This window comes from Bacillus sp. TH50, assembly GCF_016650565.1.
Taxonomy (GTDB): domain Bacteria; phylum Bacillota; class Bacilli; order Bacillales; family Bacillaceae_G; genus Bacillus_A; species Bacillus_A mycoides.
This window is the reverse complement of sequence record NZ_JAEKFM010000007.1, coordinates 140125-159903: the sequence shown is the minus strand read 5'-3', so window position 1 is coordinate 159903 and position 19779 is coordinate 140125. Positions and strand designations below refer to the sequence as shown.

Annotated in this window: 19 protein-coding genes, 1 pseudogene and 1 other annotated feature; of the genes and pseudogenes, 4 read left to right on the top strand and 16 right to left on the bottom strand. The window is 35.8% G+C overall.

What is annotated here, in order from left to right; translation table 11 throughout:
* Positions 1 to 13: 13 nt before the first annotated feature.
* The 6 genes from JFU23_RS17930 to JFU23_RS17905 form a co-directional block, all read right to left on the bottom strand.
* Positions 14 to 1645, bottom strand: a complete 1632-nt coding sequence (locus JFU23_RS17930; protein ID WP_201032400.1) for a YceG family protein — start codon at positions 1643 to 1645, stop codon at positions 14 to 16.
* A 110-nt stretch (positions 1646 to 1755) separates the two neighbouring features.
* The gene (locus JFU23_RS17925; protein ID WP_002139507.1) at positions 1756 to 2547 is read right to left on the bottom strand and encodes a TerC family protein; all 792 of its coding nucleotides are present in this window, start codon (positions 2545 to 2547) and stop codon (positions 1756 to 1758) included.
* Positions 2548 to 2620: 73 nt separating this feature from the next.
* Positions 2621 to 3199 (bottom strand): TerD family protein, encoded by a 579-nt coding sequence (locus JFU23_RS17920; protein WP_002010227.1) that lies wholly within the window; start codon positions 3197 to 3199, stop codon positions 2621 to 2623.
* An 80-nt stretch (positions 3200 to 3279) separates the two neighbouring features.
* A complete protein-coding gene (locus tag JFU23_RS17915) occupies positions 3280 to 3864 on the bottom strand; it encodes a TerD family protein (RefSeq protein ID WP_002124998.1) in 585 nt (194 codons plus the stop codon).
* 23 nt (positions 3865 to 3887) lie between these two features.
* A complete protein-coding gene (locus JFU23_RS17910) occupies positions 3888 to 4484 on the bottom strand; it encodes a TerD family protein (protein WP_002029589.1) in 597 nt (198 codons plus the stop codon).
* Between the two features lie 128 nt (positions 4485 to 4612).
* Complete coding sequence (locus tag JFU23_RS17905) at positions 4613 to 5491, bottom strand: ROK family protein (protein ID WP_201032399.1); 879 nt, start codon at positions 5489 to 5491, stop codon at positions 4613 to 4615.
* Between the two features lie 207 nt (positions 5492 to 5698).
* Here JFU23_RS17905 and JFU23_RS17900 point away from each other — a divergent pair, with 207 nt between their 5' ends.
* Entirely contained in the window at positions 5699 to 6685 is a 987-nt protein-coding gene (locus tag JFU23_RS17900; RefSeq protein ID WP_201032398.1) for an LPXTG cell wall anchor domain-containing protein, read from the top strand.
* Positions 6686 to 6801: 116 nt separating this feature from the next.
* On the opposite strand, the gene proS is transcribed toward JFU23_RS17900, so the two are convergent.
* Together proS and JFU23_RS17890 are read right to left on the bottom strand one after the other, a co-directional pair.
* Complete coding sequence (gene proS, locus JFU23_RS17895; RefSeq protein WP_201032397.1) at positions 6802 to 8232, bottom strand: proline--tRNA ligase; 1431 nt, start codon at positions 8230 to 8232, stop codon at positions 6802 to 6804.
* Positions 8233 to 8277: 45 nt separating this feature from the next.
* Positions 8278 to 8485, bottom strand: a binding site (T-box leader).
* 93 nt (positions 8486 to 8578) lie between these two features.
* On the bottom strand, positions 8579 to 8872 hold the full coding sequence (locus JFU23_RS17890; protein ID WP_002124993.1) for a YesK-like family protein: 294 nt from the start codon (positions 8870 to 8872) through the stop codon (positions 8579 to 8581).
* Positions 8873 to 9026: 154 nt separating this feature from the next.
* Between JFU23_RS17890 and JFU23_RS17885 the strand changes: the two genes are divergently transcribed.
* Both JFU23_RS17885 and JFU23_RS17880 read left to right on the top strand, forming a co-directional pair.
* Entirely contained in the window at positions 9027 to 10340 is a 1314-nt protein-coding gene (locus JFU23_RS17885) for an alkaline phosphatase family protein (protein WP_201032396.1), read from the top strand.
* Between the two features lie 108 nt (positions 10341 to 10448).
* A complete protein-coding gene (locus tag JFU23_RS17880) occupies positions 10449 to 11732 on the top strand; it encodes an MFS transporter (protein ID WP_078204724.1) in 1284 nt (427 codons plus the stop codon).
* Positions 11733 to 11807: 75 nt separating this feature from the next.
* On the opposite strand, the gene JFU23_RS17875 is transcribed toward JFU23_RS17880, so the two are convergent.
* From JFU23_RS17875 to JFU23_RS17845, 7 genes and pseudogenes are all read right to left on the bottom strand, one after another.
* A complete protein-coding gene (locus tag JFU23_RS17875) occupies positions 11808 to 12059 on the bottom strand; it encodes a helix-turn-helix transcriptional regulator (protein ID WP_033715363.1) in 252 nt (83 codons plus the stop codon).
* Between the two features lie 71 nt (positions 12060 to 12130).
* Positions 12131 to 13348, bottom strand: a complete 1218-nt coding sequence (locus tag JFU23_RS17870; protein WP_201032395.1) for an MFS transporter — start codon at positions 13346 to 13348, stop codon at positions 12131 to 12133.
* A gap of 66 nt (positions 13349 to 13414) precedes the next feature.
* Entirely contained in the window at positions 13415 to 13996 is a 582-nt protein-coding gene (locus JFU23_RS17865; RefSeq protein WP_002124986.1) for a TetR/AcrR family transcriptional regulator, read from the bottom strand.
* Between the two features lie 80 nt (positions 13997 to 14076).
* Positions 14077 to 14160, bottom strand: a pseudogene (locus JFU23_RS17860) (histidine kinase); the annotation flags it as partial.
* A gap of 129 nt (positions 14161 to 14289) precedes the next feature.
* The gene (locus JFU23_RS17855) at positions 14290 to 14538 is read right to left on the bottom strand and encodes a hypothetical protein (RefSeq protein ID WP_201032394.1); all 249 of its coding nucleotides are present in this window, start codon (positions 14536 to 14538) and stop codon (positions 14290 to 14292) included.
* A 13-nt stretch (positions 14539 to 14551) separates the two neighbouring features.
* Positions 14552 to 14866 carry a thioredoxin family protein gene (locus tag JFU23_RS17850; RefSeq protein WP_002063639.1) on the bottom strand — a complete coding sequence of 105 codons (315 nt, stop codon included), beginning with the start codon at positions 14864 to 14866 and terminating at the stop codon, positions 14552 to 14554.
* A gap of 165 nt (positions 14867 to 15031) precedes the next feature.
* Entirely contained in the window at positions 15032 to 15394 is a 363-nt protein-coding gene (locus JFU23_RS17845) for a DnaJ family domain-containing protein (RefSeq protein ID WP_075311927.1), read from the bottom strand.
* A gap of 372 nt (positions 15395 to 15766) precedes the next feature.
* Here JFU23_RS17845 and JFU23_RS17840 point away from each other — a divergent pair, with 372 nt between their 5' ends.
* Positions 15767 to 17791, top strand: a complete 2025-nt coding sequence (locus JFU23_RS17840; RefSeq protein WP_201032393.1) for a glycosyl hydrolase family 18 protein — start codon at positions 15767 to 15769, stop codon at positions 17789 to 17791.
* A gap of 434 nt (positions 17792 to 18225) precedes the next feature.
* On the opposite strand, the gene JFU23_RS17835 is transcribed toward JFU23_RS17840, so the two are convergent.
* Complete coding sequence (locus JFU23_RS17835; protein ID WP_201032392.1) at positions 18226 to 19758, bottom strand: ABC-F family ATP-binding cassette domain-containing protein; 1533 nt, start codon at positions 19756 to 19758, stop codon at positions 18226 to 18228.
* Positions 19759 to 19779 lie beyond the last annotated feature (21 nt).

Sequence of the window (19779 nt, the reverse complement as noted above, 5' to 3'; positions counted from 1 at the left end):
ATTCTCCCTTTCCTTATAAAAATGGACGAAATAGTCCTTTTATTGTTTGTGATAAATTTTTATAGGCTGATGAACCATGAAATTCAAGATCGAAATTAACTTCTTCAAGCCAATGTGAATCAAATGCTCCTGATTCAATATACGGTTCAATATCGTTTCTCCCCGTTGGATTAAAGTGAAATACATCTACTCCAATTTGATTTAAAAATAGTAATAACACAGCATCAGAACGACTTAATTCTCCGCTCTTCTCATTATTAAATATAACAATTTTCGGTACTTCTTGCGAATAATCAAATTTCTCAAGCTGCTCTAAAATGTTCGGTGGTATTTGAGAGAGTTGTGCGAAAACATAAAGTGCTACATCTTGTTTCGTCTCTTTCGCAATTGGTTTACACATTTCACTTTCACACGTATGGATGATTGCTTCTGCAATACCATGTTGTAATCCTTCTGGTAAACGCTTATGTGGCCACCAATGGCTGTTCATAATTAAATCCGGATGTAACTTCCCTGCGCGGTCCAATGCATCTCGATAATGATATTGGAAATTCGCTTTTTGTTCTTTCGTAAACGGGAATGTATTAATTAATAAACTGTTATCAAACGATGTAACAGCCTTTAATCGCTGAAAATATTCTTTATCATTCTTTGAAACACCTGATATTTTTGCAAATAAAGAAGGAATATAAATATGCTTATTTTCAACAAAGAATGTTGGACGTACAAATGCCTTTTCTTTCGTAATTAAAAAGAGTTCATCGTACGTCGTTTTGAGCGTACGGGCTACAGGTGTATACGAACGGAATTGCCACGGTTTGTATAATAATGAATTATCGTGGTGAAGTACTTGCTCGATTTCTTTTGAAGCTTGATAAGCTACCGTTGCGACGCGTTCACGACGCCGATCAGGAAATGGTTCCAAGGAAATACGGCCTGAATGAGATACGACAAAGGTCTTTCCTTCCTCATCTACACTCTCAAATCCATCTTTTCCTTCTGGGTGATAATAAAGCACATCGCAGCCGAGCATAATAAGAAAGTATAAGAAATATATACGACTCTCCGTCGCATCACCGTACCAAACGATACGCGGCATTTGTTTCTTATAATTAATCGTAGAGAACCACTTCGCTACGTAATTTTCACTTAATTTAATCATATCGATTAAGAAACGCCGGAATCCTTCTGTTTTTAAAGATTGATTATGTTGTTTCTCGTACAATTTCAATACAGAAATAAACGTCGTATGTATATAATGCTGTAAATCAGGATTGTCTACTTGCGGTAATAGTTGTTTTCCGGACAAATGTGCTACAAGCCTATTTACTGTAAGTCCATTCGGCGCTTCTTGATGTAATGCAAAAACTTCTTGAATATGGCGCAGTTTTTCGGGATCAATCACCTTATTTAAATTTTGTTCATGCAAAACCTCGATCCCTTTTGCTTCATTATAATCAAATAGTTCATTGAAATATTCATCTACATCATTCGGAACACCAAGAATGCGACTTGCTATATAACTAAATTTCATCTCATTCTCTGTCAGTTCATATTGTGGGCGTTTTTCTAAAAGCGCTTCAAATTGCTTTAAATCTGATTCATCTTTTAATGCATATGGTTGAAGTGTAAAACGTGAAAACACAACAGTTCACCTCCAAAAACATTTACGTTTTTTATAAAGTCTCTCTTCTATTATAAACTATTTTTAGTTATAAAAAATGGGCGCTCGCATAACGAGCAAACCCATTTCAATTATTTATGTTCATTTTTAGTAGCTGCAACTTCTTCTTTAGCTTGTCCAGAATTCTTCATGTAGTGAAGTATAAATGTTGCTCCAAACGCTATAACTAAAATAATAAAGAACAGCATATGACTTACTTCAATATGAACGACAGACAGTAGCATTTTTGCTGCAATAATTAAGATTAAAATATATGCTGTCGTTTCAAGTTCTGGAATACGCTCTAACAATTTTAAGAATACGCCAGCGATACCGCGCATCATTAAAATACCGAGCATTCCACCTAATAGTAAAATCCAAACTTCATTCGATACACCAAATGCAGCAAGTACACTATCTACAGAGAACGCAATATCCATTAACTCAACCATCGCAACCGTTCCCCAGAAGACACCAAACATTCTGAAGAGAATACTATTTTGGTTCATACCATGAGCTTCCTCTTCTTCTGCATTACCTTTTCGTTTATCAATGAAGTATTTAATTGATAGCCAAGCTAAGTAAAGTGCACCTAACACTTTTACCCATGCTAATTTAATTAAGAACATTCCGATTCCAATTGCAATAAAACGGAATACATAAGCTCCAATCAGTCCATAGAATAATGCTTTTTTTCGTTTTTCTTCTGGAAGATGTTTTACCATTACCGCTAACACAAGTGCATTGTCAGCAGATAATAATCCTTCAAGTACAACAAGTGTACCTATTAACCCCCAAGATACTGGATCTTGTAACACTTTAATCCACATGTCCAAGTCGAAAAACTGAGCATACGTATCAAGGATTCCTTGCAAAATACTCATCTTACCTTTATCCCCTATTCTTTGCTAGATTTATAGAAAGGTCAAAAAAAGGAAACGAATACCGTTTCCCTTCTTATGCATCCAAGCCATACGCTCTTACAAGCGCACCTAATCCACCTTGGAATCCACTTCCTACTGCACTAAACTTCCACTGTCCATTATGACGATATAATTCACAAAAGACAACTGCTGTTTCAATGGAGAAATCTTCCCCTAAATCAAAACGAAGAACTTCTTCGTTTGTTTCTTCATTTGCTAAACGAACGAATGCATTTGCAACCTGTCCAAAGTTTTGATTACGGCCTTCTCCATCATAAATTGTAACTGTAATAGCAATTTTATGAACATCTGCTGGAACCTTTTTCAAATCGACAACAAGTTGCTCATCATCACCGTCACCTGCACCTGTACGGTTATCTCCTGTATGTAAAACTGATTCACAAGGAGACTGTAAATTATTATAGAAAATAAAATCAGTTTCCTTCGTACATTTCCCGTTCGCATCTAATAAAAAGGCAGATGCATCTAAATCGAAATCAGATCCACCATCATAAGATTTAATATCCCATCCTAGACCAATTACTGCTCTTGATAAACCTGGGCTTGTTTTAGCTAAATCTATTTTCTGTCCTTTTTGCAATTGAATAACCATATATATTCACCTCTATATTTTAATTTCAAAAAATATATCCATCAGTAAATACGCGTTTCACCGATGGATATATAAATCTATTACTCTACATCTAAACCAAAGTTATTACATAGAGAACCTAATCCACCTTGGAATCCACTTCCGATTGCATTGAATTTCCATTCACCTGCGTGACGGTATAATTCACTTACTACTACTGCAGTTTCAATAGAGAAATCTTCTCCTAAATCGTAACGAATTAATTCTGCATTCTTTTCTTCATCCATAATGCGTACGAATGAGTTAGAAACTTGTCCGAAGTTTTGGCTACGGCCTTCTCCATCATAAATCGTGATTGTGAAGCAAATACGTTCGATATGTGCAGGAACATTTTTTAAGTCTATTTTAATTGTTTCATCGTCGCCTTCACCTGCACCTGTACGGTTATCTCCTAAATGCTCTACAGCACCATTCGCACCTTTTGGATTATTATAGAAAACGAAATCCTCTGCTCCTGAAACTTTACCGTTAGCACCTACTAAGAAGATACTAACATCTAAATCGAAATCGCTTTGTCCGTCATAACGATTCGTATCCCAACCAAGTCCTACAAGAACTTTCGAAAGACCTGGATTTGTTTTTGTTAAGTCTACCTTTTGTCCTTTTTTCAATGAAATTGATGCCATATACAATTCCTCCTTGGTTTATCTTATTGATAACGTGATACAATCTCACTTAAGTTTTTATCTTGTGTTCCTTCTCCAACTGCTGAAAACTTCCATTCGTTTCCGTCTCGATACATTTCCCCTGCAATTAAAGTCATTTTGCCAGCGTAATTATCTGACAAGTTATAACGTGCTAATTCTTCACCTGTTTGTGGGTTTTGAATACGAATATATGCATTGCGAATCATCCCAAAATCTTGACGACGATTTACACAGTCATAAATATTTACAACGAATACTAAACGATTAATACGGCTCGGAACTTTATGTAATTCTACGAAAATTGTTTCGTCGTCACCAGCGCCTTCACCTGTTAAATTATCTCCTGAATGAATAATACTACCACAAGTAGAAAGTTTGTTGCCGAAGTAAACTAGATCATTTTTGTTTAAAAAACGATCCCCTTCTAACATAACAACAGATGCATCACAATCTACACTTGGTTTACTTCCAAATAAAGAAGACAGAAACCCACCTGATTGCCCAATTGGATCCCAGCCTAAGCCAACCTGAAGTTTCGCTACTCTCGGTTGTCCTTTCGTTAAATCAATCTTTTGTCCTTTTTCTAAAATAATAGGCATGAAGTTTCTTCCTTTCTACAAAGCATTTTCCAAATCGGAAAACATTGTATTCTCCTCTTATATTGTAGCATTATTTATCTAATGAGAAAAAGGATAAATTCTCAATTATATGAAAACAGATACTATATTTATTTATACTGATGTAATAAGTGGTAAATAGAACCAATCATTCCTGCACAATTGCCGCTTTGCGCAAGTTTAATCTCACAATTACTATAAATATCTTGATTTAAGTATGTTCCTATCTCTTCCTTCACTTCATTTAAGAAATCATCTCCTCTTTCAGTAATTCCCCCACCAATAATAATCATTTTCGGATTAAAAATATAAGCAAGATTGCTAATACCAATCGCCAAATGTTTAAAGAAAATCTTCACGGCTTGAGTAACACCGCTATCACCCTTATCATATAATTCGAAAATTGTTTTACCATCCCACTCCTTTTTACCTTTATATCTTCGGACGAGATGAATTAATCCCGAAATTGAGGCAACCTCCTCAAAAGTTTTCCCTTCTATTAACATGTTCCCCCATTCCCCAGCGCCAAACGAATGTCCACGGTATAACTCTCCATTTATAACAATTGCTCCACCAATGCCCGTTCCAAGCGTAAGCATAATAAAATCGCTTTCTCCCCTCCCTGTACCTTTCCATTTCTCGCCTAAGGCTGCACAATTAACATCATTTTCAATAGATACAGGAACTTTTAATACTTCTTGCAATCTCTCAACAATAGAAATATTAGCATAACGCGGAATATGATCCACACCTCCCGTTATAACTCCTTTATCAATATCAACAATTCCCGCTGTACTAATACCAATTCCGGAAATAGTATGTTCAGTCATTAACTTTTTTGATAAACATATAAGTTTTTGAACAATTTGTTCCCCGCCCAAGTGAATTTCTGTTGGGACCTTTTTATGTATTAGTACTACCCCTATTTCTGAAACAATTCCATATTTAATTTGCGTACCACCAATATCAAATGCAATATATTCTTTCATCCGTTGCCACTTCCTCTACTGTTATGAGTGTAAATTCTCCATCACTCTACTATTTGCAAGGAATTTACATTAACTCTTTTCTCCCTTTAGAAATACACCACCTTTTTCTATATATAGTTTTTTTTGCATAAAACTCTTTTTCCTATGAAATATTACAAAGGGGTGTATTTTAGATGGAACAATAATTTTTTCTTCAGGAGGAAAACAATGACAAAAATATTCATTTTAGCATCAACACTTTCTTTATCCTTTTTTAGTGGCTTAAATATTGGTAATGCTGCAACTGAAAACTTCAATCCAATAACAAACGCTATTGTACAAAATAACGATAATTTAGCAGAAGGTAATTCAAAAGATAATAATAAACCTCCAGGAAACAATGGTTCTCAGGACGATAGTGGTTCTGACGGCAATGGTTCTGGTGGCAACGGTTCTGGTGGCAATGGCTCTGGTGGCAGTGATTCTGGTGGCAACGGTTCTGACGGCAATGGCTCTGGTGGCAATGGTTCTGGTGGCAACGGTTCTGGTGGCAGTGGTTCTGGTGGCAACGGTTCTGACGGCAATGGTTCTGGTGGTAACGGTTCTGGTGGCAGTGGTTCTGGTGGTAACGGTTCTGGTGGCAGTGGTTCTGGTGGCAACGGTTCTGACGGCAATGGCTCTGGTGGCAGTGGTTCTGGTGGTAACGGTTCTGGTGGCAGTGGTTCTGGTGGCAACGGCTCTGGTGACAATGGCTCTGGTGGCAACGGTTCTGGCGGCAACGGCTCTGGCGGCAACGGTTCTGGTGACAATGGCTCTGGTGGCAACGGTTCTGGCGGCAATGGCTCTGGTGGCAACGGTTCTGGTGGCAGTGGTTCTGGTGGCAGTGGCTCTGGTGGCAGTGGCTCTCAGGGCGGCAACGGTTCTGGTGACAATGGCTCTGGTGGCAACGGTTCTGGCGGCAACGGCTCTGGTGGCAGTGGCTCTGGTGGCAGTGGCTCTGGTGGCAATGGCTCTCAGGGCGGCAACCGTGTTAAAGGCGACAGCAGTTCTCAAGGTGATAATGGCTCTCAAAATGGCAAAGCAAAAGATAATTCAGTAAAACAAGGCGATAAGTTACCTAATACTGCAACACATTATCCTGCATCTATTTTAATGGGACTTTCAACATTCCTAATTGGTATGTTACTATTTATTCGCCGTAAAAACGCAAAATAAAAAACAACATCCTTCCATCTAAAAAATACATGAAACAAATTGTAAAACTAAAAAGGGCTTTGGATTGCATTTTATTATGCAGCCCAAAGTCCTTTTCATCATCTATCAAAAAAGCATTAATACGCTTTTCCCCAATACACCATTTGCTTAGCTTCTTTACCACAGCAAATACATTCGTCAGCTAAATGCTCTTGCTCAAAAGGCATACAACGTGAAGATACTCCAACTTCTTCTTTTAATTTTTCTTCACAAGCTAGTTCTCCACACCACATCGCTTTAATAAATCCTTGCTTTTCATCAGCCGCTTTTTTCATCTCTTCGAAATTCGTCACACTATACGTATTCTCATCGCGAAATACTTTTGCTTTGCTAAATAAAGAATGGTGAATTTCCTCAAGTAGTACTGGAATGCGTTCTTCTAATTGATCCATTGATATAAACTCTTTTTCTTTCGTATCTCGCCTTACAAGTACAACTTGATTCTTTTCAATATCCTTTGGACCAACTTCTAATCTAATTGGAACACCCTTCATTTCATACTCATTAAATTTCCAGCCAGGTGTTTTATTGCTAGCATCTATTTTTACACGTGCAACCTTCTGAATACGTCCTTGCAACTCTGTTGCTTTTTCTAACACACCTTCTTTGTGCTGAGCAATAGGAACGATAACAACTTGTACTGGAGCGACTTTTGGCGGCATTACAAGTCCGTTATTATCGCTATGAACCATAATAAGTCCACCTATCATTCTTGTTGATACACCCCAAGATGTTTGATGTACGTATTGCCATTTACCGTTACGGTCTAAAAACTTAATATCAAATGCTTCAGAGAAATTCGTTCCAAAGTTATGAGATGTTCCTGTTTGAAGTGCTTTTCCATCATGCATTAAACTTTCAATCGTATAAGTTGCCTTCGCTCCTGCAAACTTTTCTTTTTCTGTTTTTTGCCCTTTAATAACCGGAATCGCTAAATACTCTTCACAAAAAGCAGCATATAGATTTAAAATATTTAATGTTTCAATTTGAGATTCTTCTGCCGTTTCATGAATCGTATGACCTTCTTGCCATAAAAATTCAGTTGTACGAAGGAATGGTCTCGTCGTCTTCTCCCAACGAACTACTGAACACCACTGGTTATATAACTTTGGTAAATCATTATATGATTGAACAATTTTTGAAAAATGCTCACAAAATAAAGTTTCAGATGTAGGGCGTATACAAAGTCTTTCCGCCAATTTCTCATCCCCGCCATGAGTAACCCATGCTACTTCAGGAGCAAATCCTTCAACATGATCTTTCTCTTTTTGTAATAAACTCTCTGGAATAAACATTGGCATGTACACATTTTCATGACCAGATTCTTTTAATTTTTCATCCATTACTTTCTGCATATTTTCCCATAATGCATAACCGTATGGACGTAAAATCATACAACCTTTCACACTTGAATAATCAACAAGCTCCGCTTTTTTTACAATATCGGTATACCACTGAGCAAAGTCTTCTTCCATCTTCGTAATGGCTTGTACTTGTTCTTTTACCATAGTTATTCTTCCTCCTTTAGAAAATAGAAAAAGCCCGCGTCCCCAAATAGGGACCGAGCTTTGTCGGCGTTACCACCCTGATTCATACACAAAAAAATTGAGTATGCTCTCTTTTTGATAACGGGAATTTCCCGCTGCATATGCAGAACTCAAAGGTAGGTTCCATATCACCTCTTTAAGAATCTTCCAGCCAAAAGGATTCTCTCTCTGCAAAAAGGTAAGACATGTACTATTCCTTTTTCATCGTTATAACAAAATAAATTTGTTGAATATCATAATATAAATTTTATTTCAAAACAAGAGCCAATTTTCTTATTTTTATACATTATTTTCAATTATCACTGTTTTATACGTAACTTTTCCGAACTATTTTTACAAGTTGATGAGCAACCATACCAATTAGTGTACCAATTAAAACGAAGAAACAAATAAATCCGTATCCCATTCCTTCCCAACCACCAATAGCGATCATTGTTACAGGAAAGAAAGCTAAACAAAGAAGTACTAAACTAAGTGCAAATATAATATCAAACTGTTTGTCTGGAAAACGTTTCTTTAGTAAATATGACATAAAAAATACAAGGAGAACGGTGACTCCGCCAATGATGTAAAAGATACCAAATCCATCTAGCCAATCCATAGTATTCCCTCCTTCCATTCATTCCCTTATACTTATTATATGTTTAATTTTTCTGAAAATAAATAACGAAATTTTATTCAAAAATATATTTTTATTACCAGGTATTAATAGTAATATATAAGAATAGGTTTTATATAATCAGGAGGGAAACTTTATGGATAAAGCATTAACAAATCGCGTCATTATTTTATCTTTCGACTGCTTATCAGCTTTAGATTTTCCTATATTACAAAAACTACCTAATTTCCAAACTTTAATAAAAAAAGGCGCGATTGCGAAAAAAGTGGAGCCAATTTATCCTTCTGTAACATATCCAAGCCACTCAACAATCGTAACCGGTAATTATCCTAATAAGCATGGCGTTGTCAGCAATACATTACTTCAACCAGGACGTGATTCACCAGATTGGCATTGGTACCGAAAGTCCATTAAAGGAACAACTTTATATGATGAAGCACGCAAAGCAAATTTAACGACAGCAGCCCTTCTATGGCCTGTTACTGGAAGAGCAAATATCGATTACAATTTACCAGAAATTTTTCCAAATAGACCGTGGCAAAATCAAATTTTAGTTTCATTATTTAGCGGTAGCCCGCTATATCAATTAGATTTAAATCATCGTTTCGGCCATATACGAAATGGATTGTCACAACCTGAGCTTGATAATTTCGTCCTTGCTTCTGCCCTACATACAATTCAGACAAAAAAGCCTAATGTTATGTTTGTACATTTTACTGATTTAGATACTCAAAGACATTACCATGGCTTCGAGTCTGAGGAAACAGTAGCTGCAATCCACAGACACGACGAACGCCTAGGAAAAATTATCCATACATTAAAAGAAAGTGGTATATACGAAGAAAGTACAATTATTGCACTTGGTGACCATAGCGCTTTAAGTGAAAACAAAGCAATCCAATTAAATGTCCTATTCTGTCAAAAAGGGCTTATATCCGTAAATAAACGTGGAAAAATACACGATTGGAAAGCTTATTGCCAAAGCTGTGATGGATCTGCCTACGTACATGTAAAGGATAAAAATGATAATGAAACGATTAAAGAGATTCAACTTCTTCTTGAAGAGCTTCTTCAGGATAAACAAAATGGAATTGAATTTATTCTGCACGATGAAGATGCAAAAGAACGTGGCGCTGATGGTAATTGCTTATTTATGCTAGAGGCCATGGAAGGTTATTACTTCATTGAAAATTATACAGGTGATTTCATAAAAGAAATTAATAAAGAAGATGTTAATTCTAGTAAGAAATATACATTTGGAACACATGGATATTCCCCAACAAAACCTAACTATGAAACAATTTTTATGGCTGCTGGGAAAGGCATTCAAAGCGGCGTTACAATTCCGTATATGAGACTGATTGATGAAGGTCCGACTATCGCTAGGTTACTCGGTTTGCACTTAGGTGAAACAGACGGCGCAATTGTAGAGGATTTACTTCAATTGTAAAGAACTGTGTATATATGTAAAAGTTATGTAAAAATCATCACTGTTTCTCTTTTTATAATTTTTATTTTTGTACACTGTTAGTAGAACAAATTTAAGGGGGAACATTATATGAAAAAAATGTCCAGACAAGAAAAAAGCTGGATATTGTACGATTGGGCGAACTCGGTATATTCGCTCGTCATTACAACTGCATTATTTCCAATTTACTTTAAAGCAGCTGCAAAAGAAGCTGGACTATCTGGTGCAACTTCAACAGCCTATTGGGGATATGCAAACTCGTTCGCTACACTTTTAATTTCTATACTCGCTCCTATTCTCGGGACGGTTGCTGATTATAAGGGATTTAAAAAACGATTTTTCACATTCTTCTTTGGACTCGGTATCGTATTTACAAGTATGCTAGCAGTTGTTCCAACATCTCAGTGGTACTTATTACTAGGATGCTATATGCTCGCATTAGTTGGCTTTGCTGGAGCAAATATTTTTTATGATGCATTTCTAGTAGATGTTACCTCTGGAGATAGAATGGACCGAATTTCTACGCGAGGTTTTGCATTAGGTTACATTGGGAGCACAATTCCTTTTATCGGTTGTATTGCTCTTATTATTCTTGCTCAAAAAGGAACTATCCCCTTATCAGTCGGAATTGCTAGTCAAATTTCCTTTGCAATAACAGCTCTTTGGTGGGGACTATTTACGATACCAATGCTAAAAAATGTAGAGCAAACACACTATATTGAACGTCATCCAAGACCAATTGCAATGAGCTTCAAGCGCCTTGCTAATACGTTTAAAAATATTAAAGAATATAAAACTGTATTTATGTTCCTAATAGCTTACTTTTTCTACATTGATGGGGTAGATACAATTATCACTATGTCTACTGCTTACGGAACAGATCTCGGTATTAGTGCAACCAATCTATTAATCATCTTATTTGTAACACAAATTGTCGCTTGTCCATTTGCTTTATTATATGGAAAACTATCGGAAACATTTACCGGTAAAAAAATGCTATATGTCGGCATTATCATTTATATCATTATTTGCACATATGCTTATTTCTTAAAAACGACGTTTGATTTCTGGATTTTAGCAATGTTAGTTGCTACTTCTCAGGGCGGAATTCAAGCACTTAGCCGTTCTTATTTCGCAAAACTAGTACCGAAAGAATCTGCAAATGAATTCTTCGGATTTTATAATATCTTTGGTAAATTCGCGGCAATTATGGGTCCGGTATTAGTTGGTGTCACAACCCAATTAACAGGAAAAACAAACGCTGGTGTCCTTAGTATTATTGTCTTATTTATTATCGGTGGATTCTTATTAACTAGAGTACCCGAAAATAATACGTCCGTTACACCACCTAATCCGAAAACTAAAACAATATAAGAGAAAGATCCCCTTCACACAAGAAGGGGATCTTTCTCTTATATTTTTAACGATAACGCCCTACAATTAAAAACTCTAAAGCTTGTACAAAAATAGTTTATCGACAGTTGTTCCTAATACTTCTGCTAACCGGAATGCTAGTGCTAAGCTTGGATCATATTTATTATTCTCAATTGCATTTATCGTCTGTCTTGATACGTTACACTTATCCGCTAATGCACCTTGTGAAATACTATTTGCAGTGCGCAATTCATAGATTTGATTTTTCACACCGTTTCTCCTAACCTGTAAAATCGTTTTTACATCATCAGTATATAGTTGGGGCATGTCATTGTCAAAAGATTGCCACAAGAAAAGGGAGCAATTCTGCTCCCTTACAATAGCTATTTCGAAACTAATCAATTCGTCATTTCCTCTCTATTCACAATATCTTCTTTCTTTATTTGCATACGTAAAACCGGACCTATTGCTAATAAAATAAGTGACATCGCTATACAAAACACAATAACTAGTGACGTCATTTCCTTCAATCCTCCAGCTAGTGAAGTTCCAATTAGCATTGCACCCATAAACAGTGGTAAAATTGTCCCATTTACCCTTCCAATCATATTTTCTGGTACAAGTTGAATCATAAGCGTACCGACAACGATATTGACACAGGCTAAACAAATACCTGTTCCAAATCGCATCAAACTAGTAACCCAAAATGATGTAGACAACCCTTCAACTAAAAATGAGATTGCTAATATACTCATACCAAATACAAACATCTTTTTCGGATTTACTTTTGCAGCGAAAACAGCAGCAACAATACCACCAATTAACATACCGATTCCATCAGCTGCGGCTAAATATTGAACGGCTTCCTTTTCCATTCCAAGCCGTTCTATTACAAGAAACACTTCTAATGGATTCGTTAGTCCAACAGCTAAGCCCATAATGGTGAAAGTGATCGTAATCATACGTAAATTTTTCGTATGAAGAACGTATTTCCAACCTTCTTTTATATCATTTTTTAATGAACCTCTCGCCACTTGCTCTTGTTCCACCCATTTTGGTAAAAATGAAAGAGCGATAGCAGATAACAAAAATAAAATAATTAAGCTATATAGTGACGTAAATAAACCAAGTTGTGTGTACACAAGCGATCCTACCACTGGTCCAAAAATCATAAATAGCGACTGTAATGTTTGATTAAATGCAATCGCATTTGTTACCTGTTCTTCTTTTACATAGCGTTTAAATATACGCGAAGATGATGGCTGAGAAAACTGACCTACAATCGCGGAAATGAGTGTTGCAAAAAATATAGCCTGCCAATAATCCAGCTTTAACAACAAGACAATTCCTACAATAGACAGTACACTTAATACATCTCCAGCGACCATCGTTCTTTTTGGATTCCAGCGATCAGCTAGCGCCCCACCGATAAACGAGAAAATAAAAATAGGTGCATATTCCATAACCGATAATAAAGAAACTGAAACTGGATCATTATTCGTTCGCTCCATTATGAAATACAAAAGAGCCATATTTCTGATCCAAATTGCAAATTGTTGTAAAATATCAGATGCCATAACGAGCATAAATGCTCGGTTTTTAAATAAAGCGTTCATTTTCATTCCCCTTTCATAAACCGACCGTTCGGTCTAATTTATTTTGTAAGAAAAGCAACTGACCTATTATTCAGCTGCCATTCCTTTTAACAATACATCTATTGCCTTTTTATAAATACGTTTCAGCTCTTTATAATCTAACTCATAGTAAAGTACTCCAAGCCCCGATAATAATCCATTCACAATATACATAAGATCACGCGTATCATCTTCTTGAAACTCTCCAGACTGTATACCTGCTTCAATTAATTTCTCAACCATAACATATGATTCTCTAGTTAAAGCTAACAGTTCATCCAGAATTTCTTTACTTACAACTTGGCTCATAGAGAATTCCTCTATTGCATTTGAAATGGGTTGCTGTATGTCCTCTACATAATATTCCGCGAGACCATATAGTTTTTCAGTACTAGTACTATACAACTTCTCTTTTTCATTCCATTTTTCAAGCCAATCATACGTATGCTGTTTCACTACAAATAAAAATAATTCTTCTTTACTTTTAAAGTGATAATAAATGCTTCCTTTACTTCTCTCTGTAATTTCACAAATCTCTTCCATAGATGTAGCTGCATAGCCCTTCTGTGAAAACAGACTTTCTGCTTTATAGGCAATTTCTTTCTTTATCTCTTCTGCGCTTCTTCTCATATTCACACCTCTTTAAACCGACCGTTCAGTCTAATAATAACAAATAAAAAACCTCTATCGCAAGAGGCTATACTCCTTATTTAAGAAAACGTACTTTCAAACCACATTCGAATCATATGTATTATTCCAAATTTAAATCCTAATTTAGTAAGAAATACGGTTCCCTTTTCATTTCCCCTAGCATGTTAAAAATATTTAATCAAACGTTTGTTTAACTGTTTTTATGCATATGTAAGCCAACTAATCAAACGTTTATTTAAAAAGAAATACGCCCCCTATAAGGCGTATTCTCATCAATCACCGCCGCCTCCACCGCAGCTACCTCCACTATCTCCACCAAAAGAACCTCCGCAATCATGTGAACCTCCATCGTGCGAGCTATCATTATCCGATCCAGCAAAGAAAAATAATGGTGATGAGCTGTTGGATGAATTATGAATGTTATTTTGTTTTGTAAGATTTACCTTCTTTTTGTTTGATTGAACTGCTGTTACGATCGTTCCAACTACAACAAATAATAGTATGACAATAATAAATTCCATATAAAAGCCTCCCTTAATCTTCGAATAATTGAATGGTTCTCTCTAAATTTTCAAGTGAAATGAAGCGCGATTCACGAAGGATCTCTTTTCCATTATAAAATAATAAAACTGTTGGCCCTGTAAATACTGCATATCGCCCCGCAATCTCTTGCATGTCTTGTAGTAATATTTCTACTTTCTCTACGTAATCATAATTCTCTAATACGCAATTTACTTTTCTTAACATAACATCACAAACACCACAATTTTCCGTTTTAATAAACAGCAGTACTAATTGTTGTCCTTCAATATATGTCGCTAATTCTTCTATCGTTTCAAATGTATTCATCTTATCCCTCTTAGCGTAATTTACGAAATACTTTACCCCGCATTAACGAGCAGTAAGACTCCCACCTCAAAATTCAGTTGGAGCGAAGAAGTTAGGTGGGAGTCGGGCTGCTCGTAAATGCCCGATTGGTGAAGGCTAATAATCAGTGGGGGATGCCCCCACTGATTAAAGTTTCACTTTATCCTGATACATACGAAAAGCTGAACTATCTTTAATCTTTCTCTTTTCCATTACCTGCTGAAAACGCAGCGTTTTTGCTGTTAACTCTTCTTGTAATTCTTTTCTCTCTACTTCATCATAACAGCACGCAATTAAGTCTTCTATTTTTAATATATCTTTTTGTAGTTCCATTTCTGGTGGAATCATACCTGCATTTTTCAAGATTTTATAACTCATTCTAAGTTCTGGAGGTACCATTGAAAGGTCTTCTAATTGTAGTGGTTTTCCTTTCCCCGGAATATGATCGAGATCACCATTCCGTATTGCTTGTCGAATTTTTTCTTCAGCAATGTTCAAAAAGACATCCACACCATTCGCTCCTTTACATATTTTTACTATTATTTTACATGATATTTTCTCATCTTGCTACGCTATTACAAATTGACTTTATACAATTTTTTCTCAAATTTAATTACAAGGAGCCTTTTCCTCCCTAATCAATATTTTATTTTCATGTGTAGTCTGTATTAGAGCCATTTAATATTGAGAAAATCTTTGTGAATCAAATAAAGCGTTTACACCAAATCTTGCATTTGCTACGATTTAATCACCCCCAGCTCCCTTGTATAGACTTCGTGATGTCTGATCATTTTTATCTAGACGTTTCATACGGCTAGATTCACTTTGGTTTATTGGCGCATGCCTTTAAATATATCTTTTATTTTGAAAGGAGAAATGACTATGAAATCAAAAAAATTCACGCTGCTATTACTATCCCTACTACTTTTCTTACCTCTTTTTCTCACAAACTTTATTACTCCAAATTTCGCATTAGCAGATTCACCAAAGCAAGGTCAAAAAATTGTTGGGTATTTTCCTTCATGGGGCGTTTACGGACGTAATTATCAAGTTGCAGACATTGATGCATCAAAGCTAACTCATTTAAACTATGCTTTCGCTGATATTTGCTGGAATGGAAAACATGGAAACCCTTCTACTCACCCCGATAATCCAAATAAACAAACGTGGAACTGTAAAGAATCTGGTGTACCACTGCAAAATAAAGAGGTCCCTAATGGCACTCTCGTACTCGGTGAACCATGGGCTGATGTCACAAAATCTTATCCGGGATCGGGTACAACTTGGGAAGATTGTGATAAATATGCCCGCTGTGGAAATTTCGGAGAACTGAAACGATTAAAAGCTAAGTATCCTCACTTAAAAACAATTATTTCAGTTGGTGGCTGGACTTGGTCTAACCGCTTTTCTGATATGGCCGCTGATGAAAAAACAAGAAAAGTATTCGCTGAATCTACAGTAGCTTTTCTTCGTGAATATGGATTTGACGGCGTTGATTTAGACTGGGAATACCCGGGTGTTGAAACGATTCCTGGTGGTAGTTATCGTCCTGAAGATAAACAAAACTTCACCCTTCTCCTTCAAGATGTTCGAAATGCATTAACGAAAGCTGGTGCAGAAGATGGTAAACAATATTTACTAACAATCGCGTCAGGTGCAAGCCAACGTTATGCGGATCATACAGAGCTAAAGAAGATTTCTCAAATACTGGATTGGATTAATATTATGACATACGATTTCCACGGTGGATGGGAAGCTACTTCTAACCATAATGCTGCACTATACAAAGATCCAAATGCCCCCGCAGCGGATACGAAATTTTACGTAGATGGTGCGATAGACATTTATACAAATGAAGGGGTTCCAGCGGATAAACTCGTATTAGGTGTACCTTTTTACGGACGTGGATGGAAAAGTTGCGGAAAAGAAAATAATGGGCAATACCAACCTTGTAAACCAGGTAGTGACGGAAAGCTCGCTTCTAAAGGTACTTGGGATGATTATTCTACCGGTGACACAGGTGTGTACGATTATGGTGATTTAGCAGCTAATTATGTGAATAAAAATGGTTTTGTTCGCGGATGGAACGATGTAGCGAAAGTACCTTATTTATATAATGCGACTACAGGCACGTTTATTAGCTATGATGACAACGAATCTATGAAATATAAAACAGACTATATAAAGACAAAAGGTTTAAGTGGCGCAATGTTTTGGGAACTAAGCGGGGATTGCCGTACAAGTCCAAAATATAGTTGTAGTGGACCAAAATTACTTGATACGTTAGTAAAAGAATTACTTGGTGGACCTATTACTCAAAAAGATACTGAATCACCAACAAACGTAAAAAATATTTCTGTTACAAATAAAAATTCAAACTCAGTTCAATTAAACTGGACTGCATCTACTGATAACGTAGGAGTTACGGAATATGAAATTACTGCCGGAGAAGAGAAATGGAGTACAACAACAAATAGCATTACAATTAAAAACTTGAAACCTAATACAGAATACACATTTTCAGTATTAGCAAAAGATGCTGCTGGTAACAAATCACAACCTACTTCTATTCTTATAAAAACAGATGATGCTAACACAACACCTCCTGGTGGAAATGGCAATGCTACCTTTTCAGTCACTTCAAATTGGGGAAGTGGTTACAACTTCTCGATTGTAATTAAAAATAGCGGAACGACCCCTATTAAAAACTGGAAATTAGAATTTGATTATAACGGCAATTTAACACAAGTTTGGGATTCTAAAATTAGTAGTAAAATAAATAATCATTACGTAATTACGAATGCAGGATGGAATGGTGAAATTCCTCCTGGTGGATCAGTTACAATCGGAGGGGCAGGAACAGGCAATCCCGCCGAACTTGTAAATGCATCCATTAGCGAAAACTAAACGTAACCTCCATTAATTATTTCACTAAAGTTTGAATTTAGGTTTGAGTGCTCTATCCTAAATTCAAACTTTTAATTTTATGAAAAATCACAAATTTATATTATAATAACCTATTATAATTATATTTAGTTTATAATATGAAGTTCATGTGAAGTTCATCTGAATTTTACATGAATTTCCTTTAAGTTCTATTGTCTTCCTATACTAATCACATTATCCTTTACATATAGGAATTATTTTCATTCCATTTCTAACTATCTATATATACAAAGAAAGATAGTCGCCTATTAGGGAAAGGCATCTAGTATTATTATAAATATAACATAAGAGTTCTTTTTCTTACAATTCTCATTTGAGAGTTCTCGAAAATCATGTTAATCACAAAGAAAAGGCATTAGCTCATAAAAGCTAATGCCTTTTCTTTGTGATTATTTTTAAACGTTCCATTCTTCAATATTCCATATTTTCGTTATCCATGCTTCATAGAAAGAGGGCTCATGTGAAACAATTAAAACTGTACCTTTATATTGTTTTAACGCTTCCTTTAAATCCGTCTTAGTCTCTGTATCCAAATGGTTAGTTGGTTCATCTAAAATTAAAACATTGCTTTTAGTTACGATAAGTTCGCATAATCGTACTTTTGTTTGTTCTCCTCCACTTAATAACTGGATAGGTTTTAATACATGTTCTTCTTTCAATCCGCACTTTGCTAATGCTTGTCGGATTTCTTTTCTTGTCATATCTGGTCTCCCTGCCCATACTCTTTCTAGTGCAGTTATTTCTGAGGAAAATTCCTCTTGTGCAAAATAAGCGGGTTTTACTCGTTCCCCAACAGAAACTGAGCCGCCTAACGGTTTTATTTGTCCTAGTAATGTTTTTAACATTGTTGTTTTTCCAATCCCATTATGACCAATAATCGCAATCTTTTCCCCTTTTTTCACTTGAAAATCCAATTCCGGAAATAACGGTTCACCATAACCAATTTTCAGTTTCTCTACCTGTAATATACGACTCACTGGCTCAGTATAAACATTAAAATCAAAACGGGCGCGAGGTACATCGTTAACCTTTTCAACCTTTTTCATTTTCTCTAATACTTTTTCACGACTTTTCGCTTGTTTCGCTTTACGAATTTTATTTTTTTGAATAAAACCCTCTAAATGTGCAATTTCTTTTTGTTGTTTCGCATACGCCGCTTGTAATTGTTTCCTTTGTAATTGATAACTTTGCAAAAAGGTTTCATAATCTCCCGCATAGCGCTTAACCTTTCGTTCTTCTAGATGATAAATAACATTCGTAATATTGTTCAAAAATATTTCATCATGCGAAATGATAATATAAGCTTTTTCATACATTTGTAAATATGATTGCAACCATTCTATATGTGCTGTATCTAAATAGTTAGTTGGCTCATCTAATAATAAAACATCCGCTTTTTCTAAAAGGAGTTTCCCAAGTAACAACTTTGTCCGCTGACCACCACTTAACTTTGAAACATCCTTTTCCAATCCTATTTCAAACAAGCCTAAGCCTGTTGCTACTTCCTCAATTTCTGTATGAATTTGATAAAAATTAGAATTCTCCAATATAGTTTGTAACTCTCCATACCTTACTAACAATTTCGCTACTTCTCCTGCTCCAGCCATCTCTTCTGTAAGTTTTAACATGTCACGTTCCAACTCATACAGGTTAGAAAACGCACTTTGCAAGTATTCTTCAATTGTTATGCCTTCTTGTAAATCTATATGCTGTTGCAAAAAGCCAATCTTCACATGTGGAAACCATTCAATTTTTCCATCATCATGTATAAGTTCTCCTGTTAACAAGCGTAATAATGTTGATTTTCCAATTCCATTTTTCCCTACTAGCCCAACATGTTCGCCCTTTAATAATCGAAAGCACGTATTATATAAAATGGTTTTCTCACCATATGAATGACTTACATTTTCTACTGTTAATATACTCATCTTTTCTCTCTCCTTTTCTTA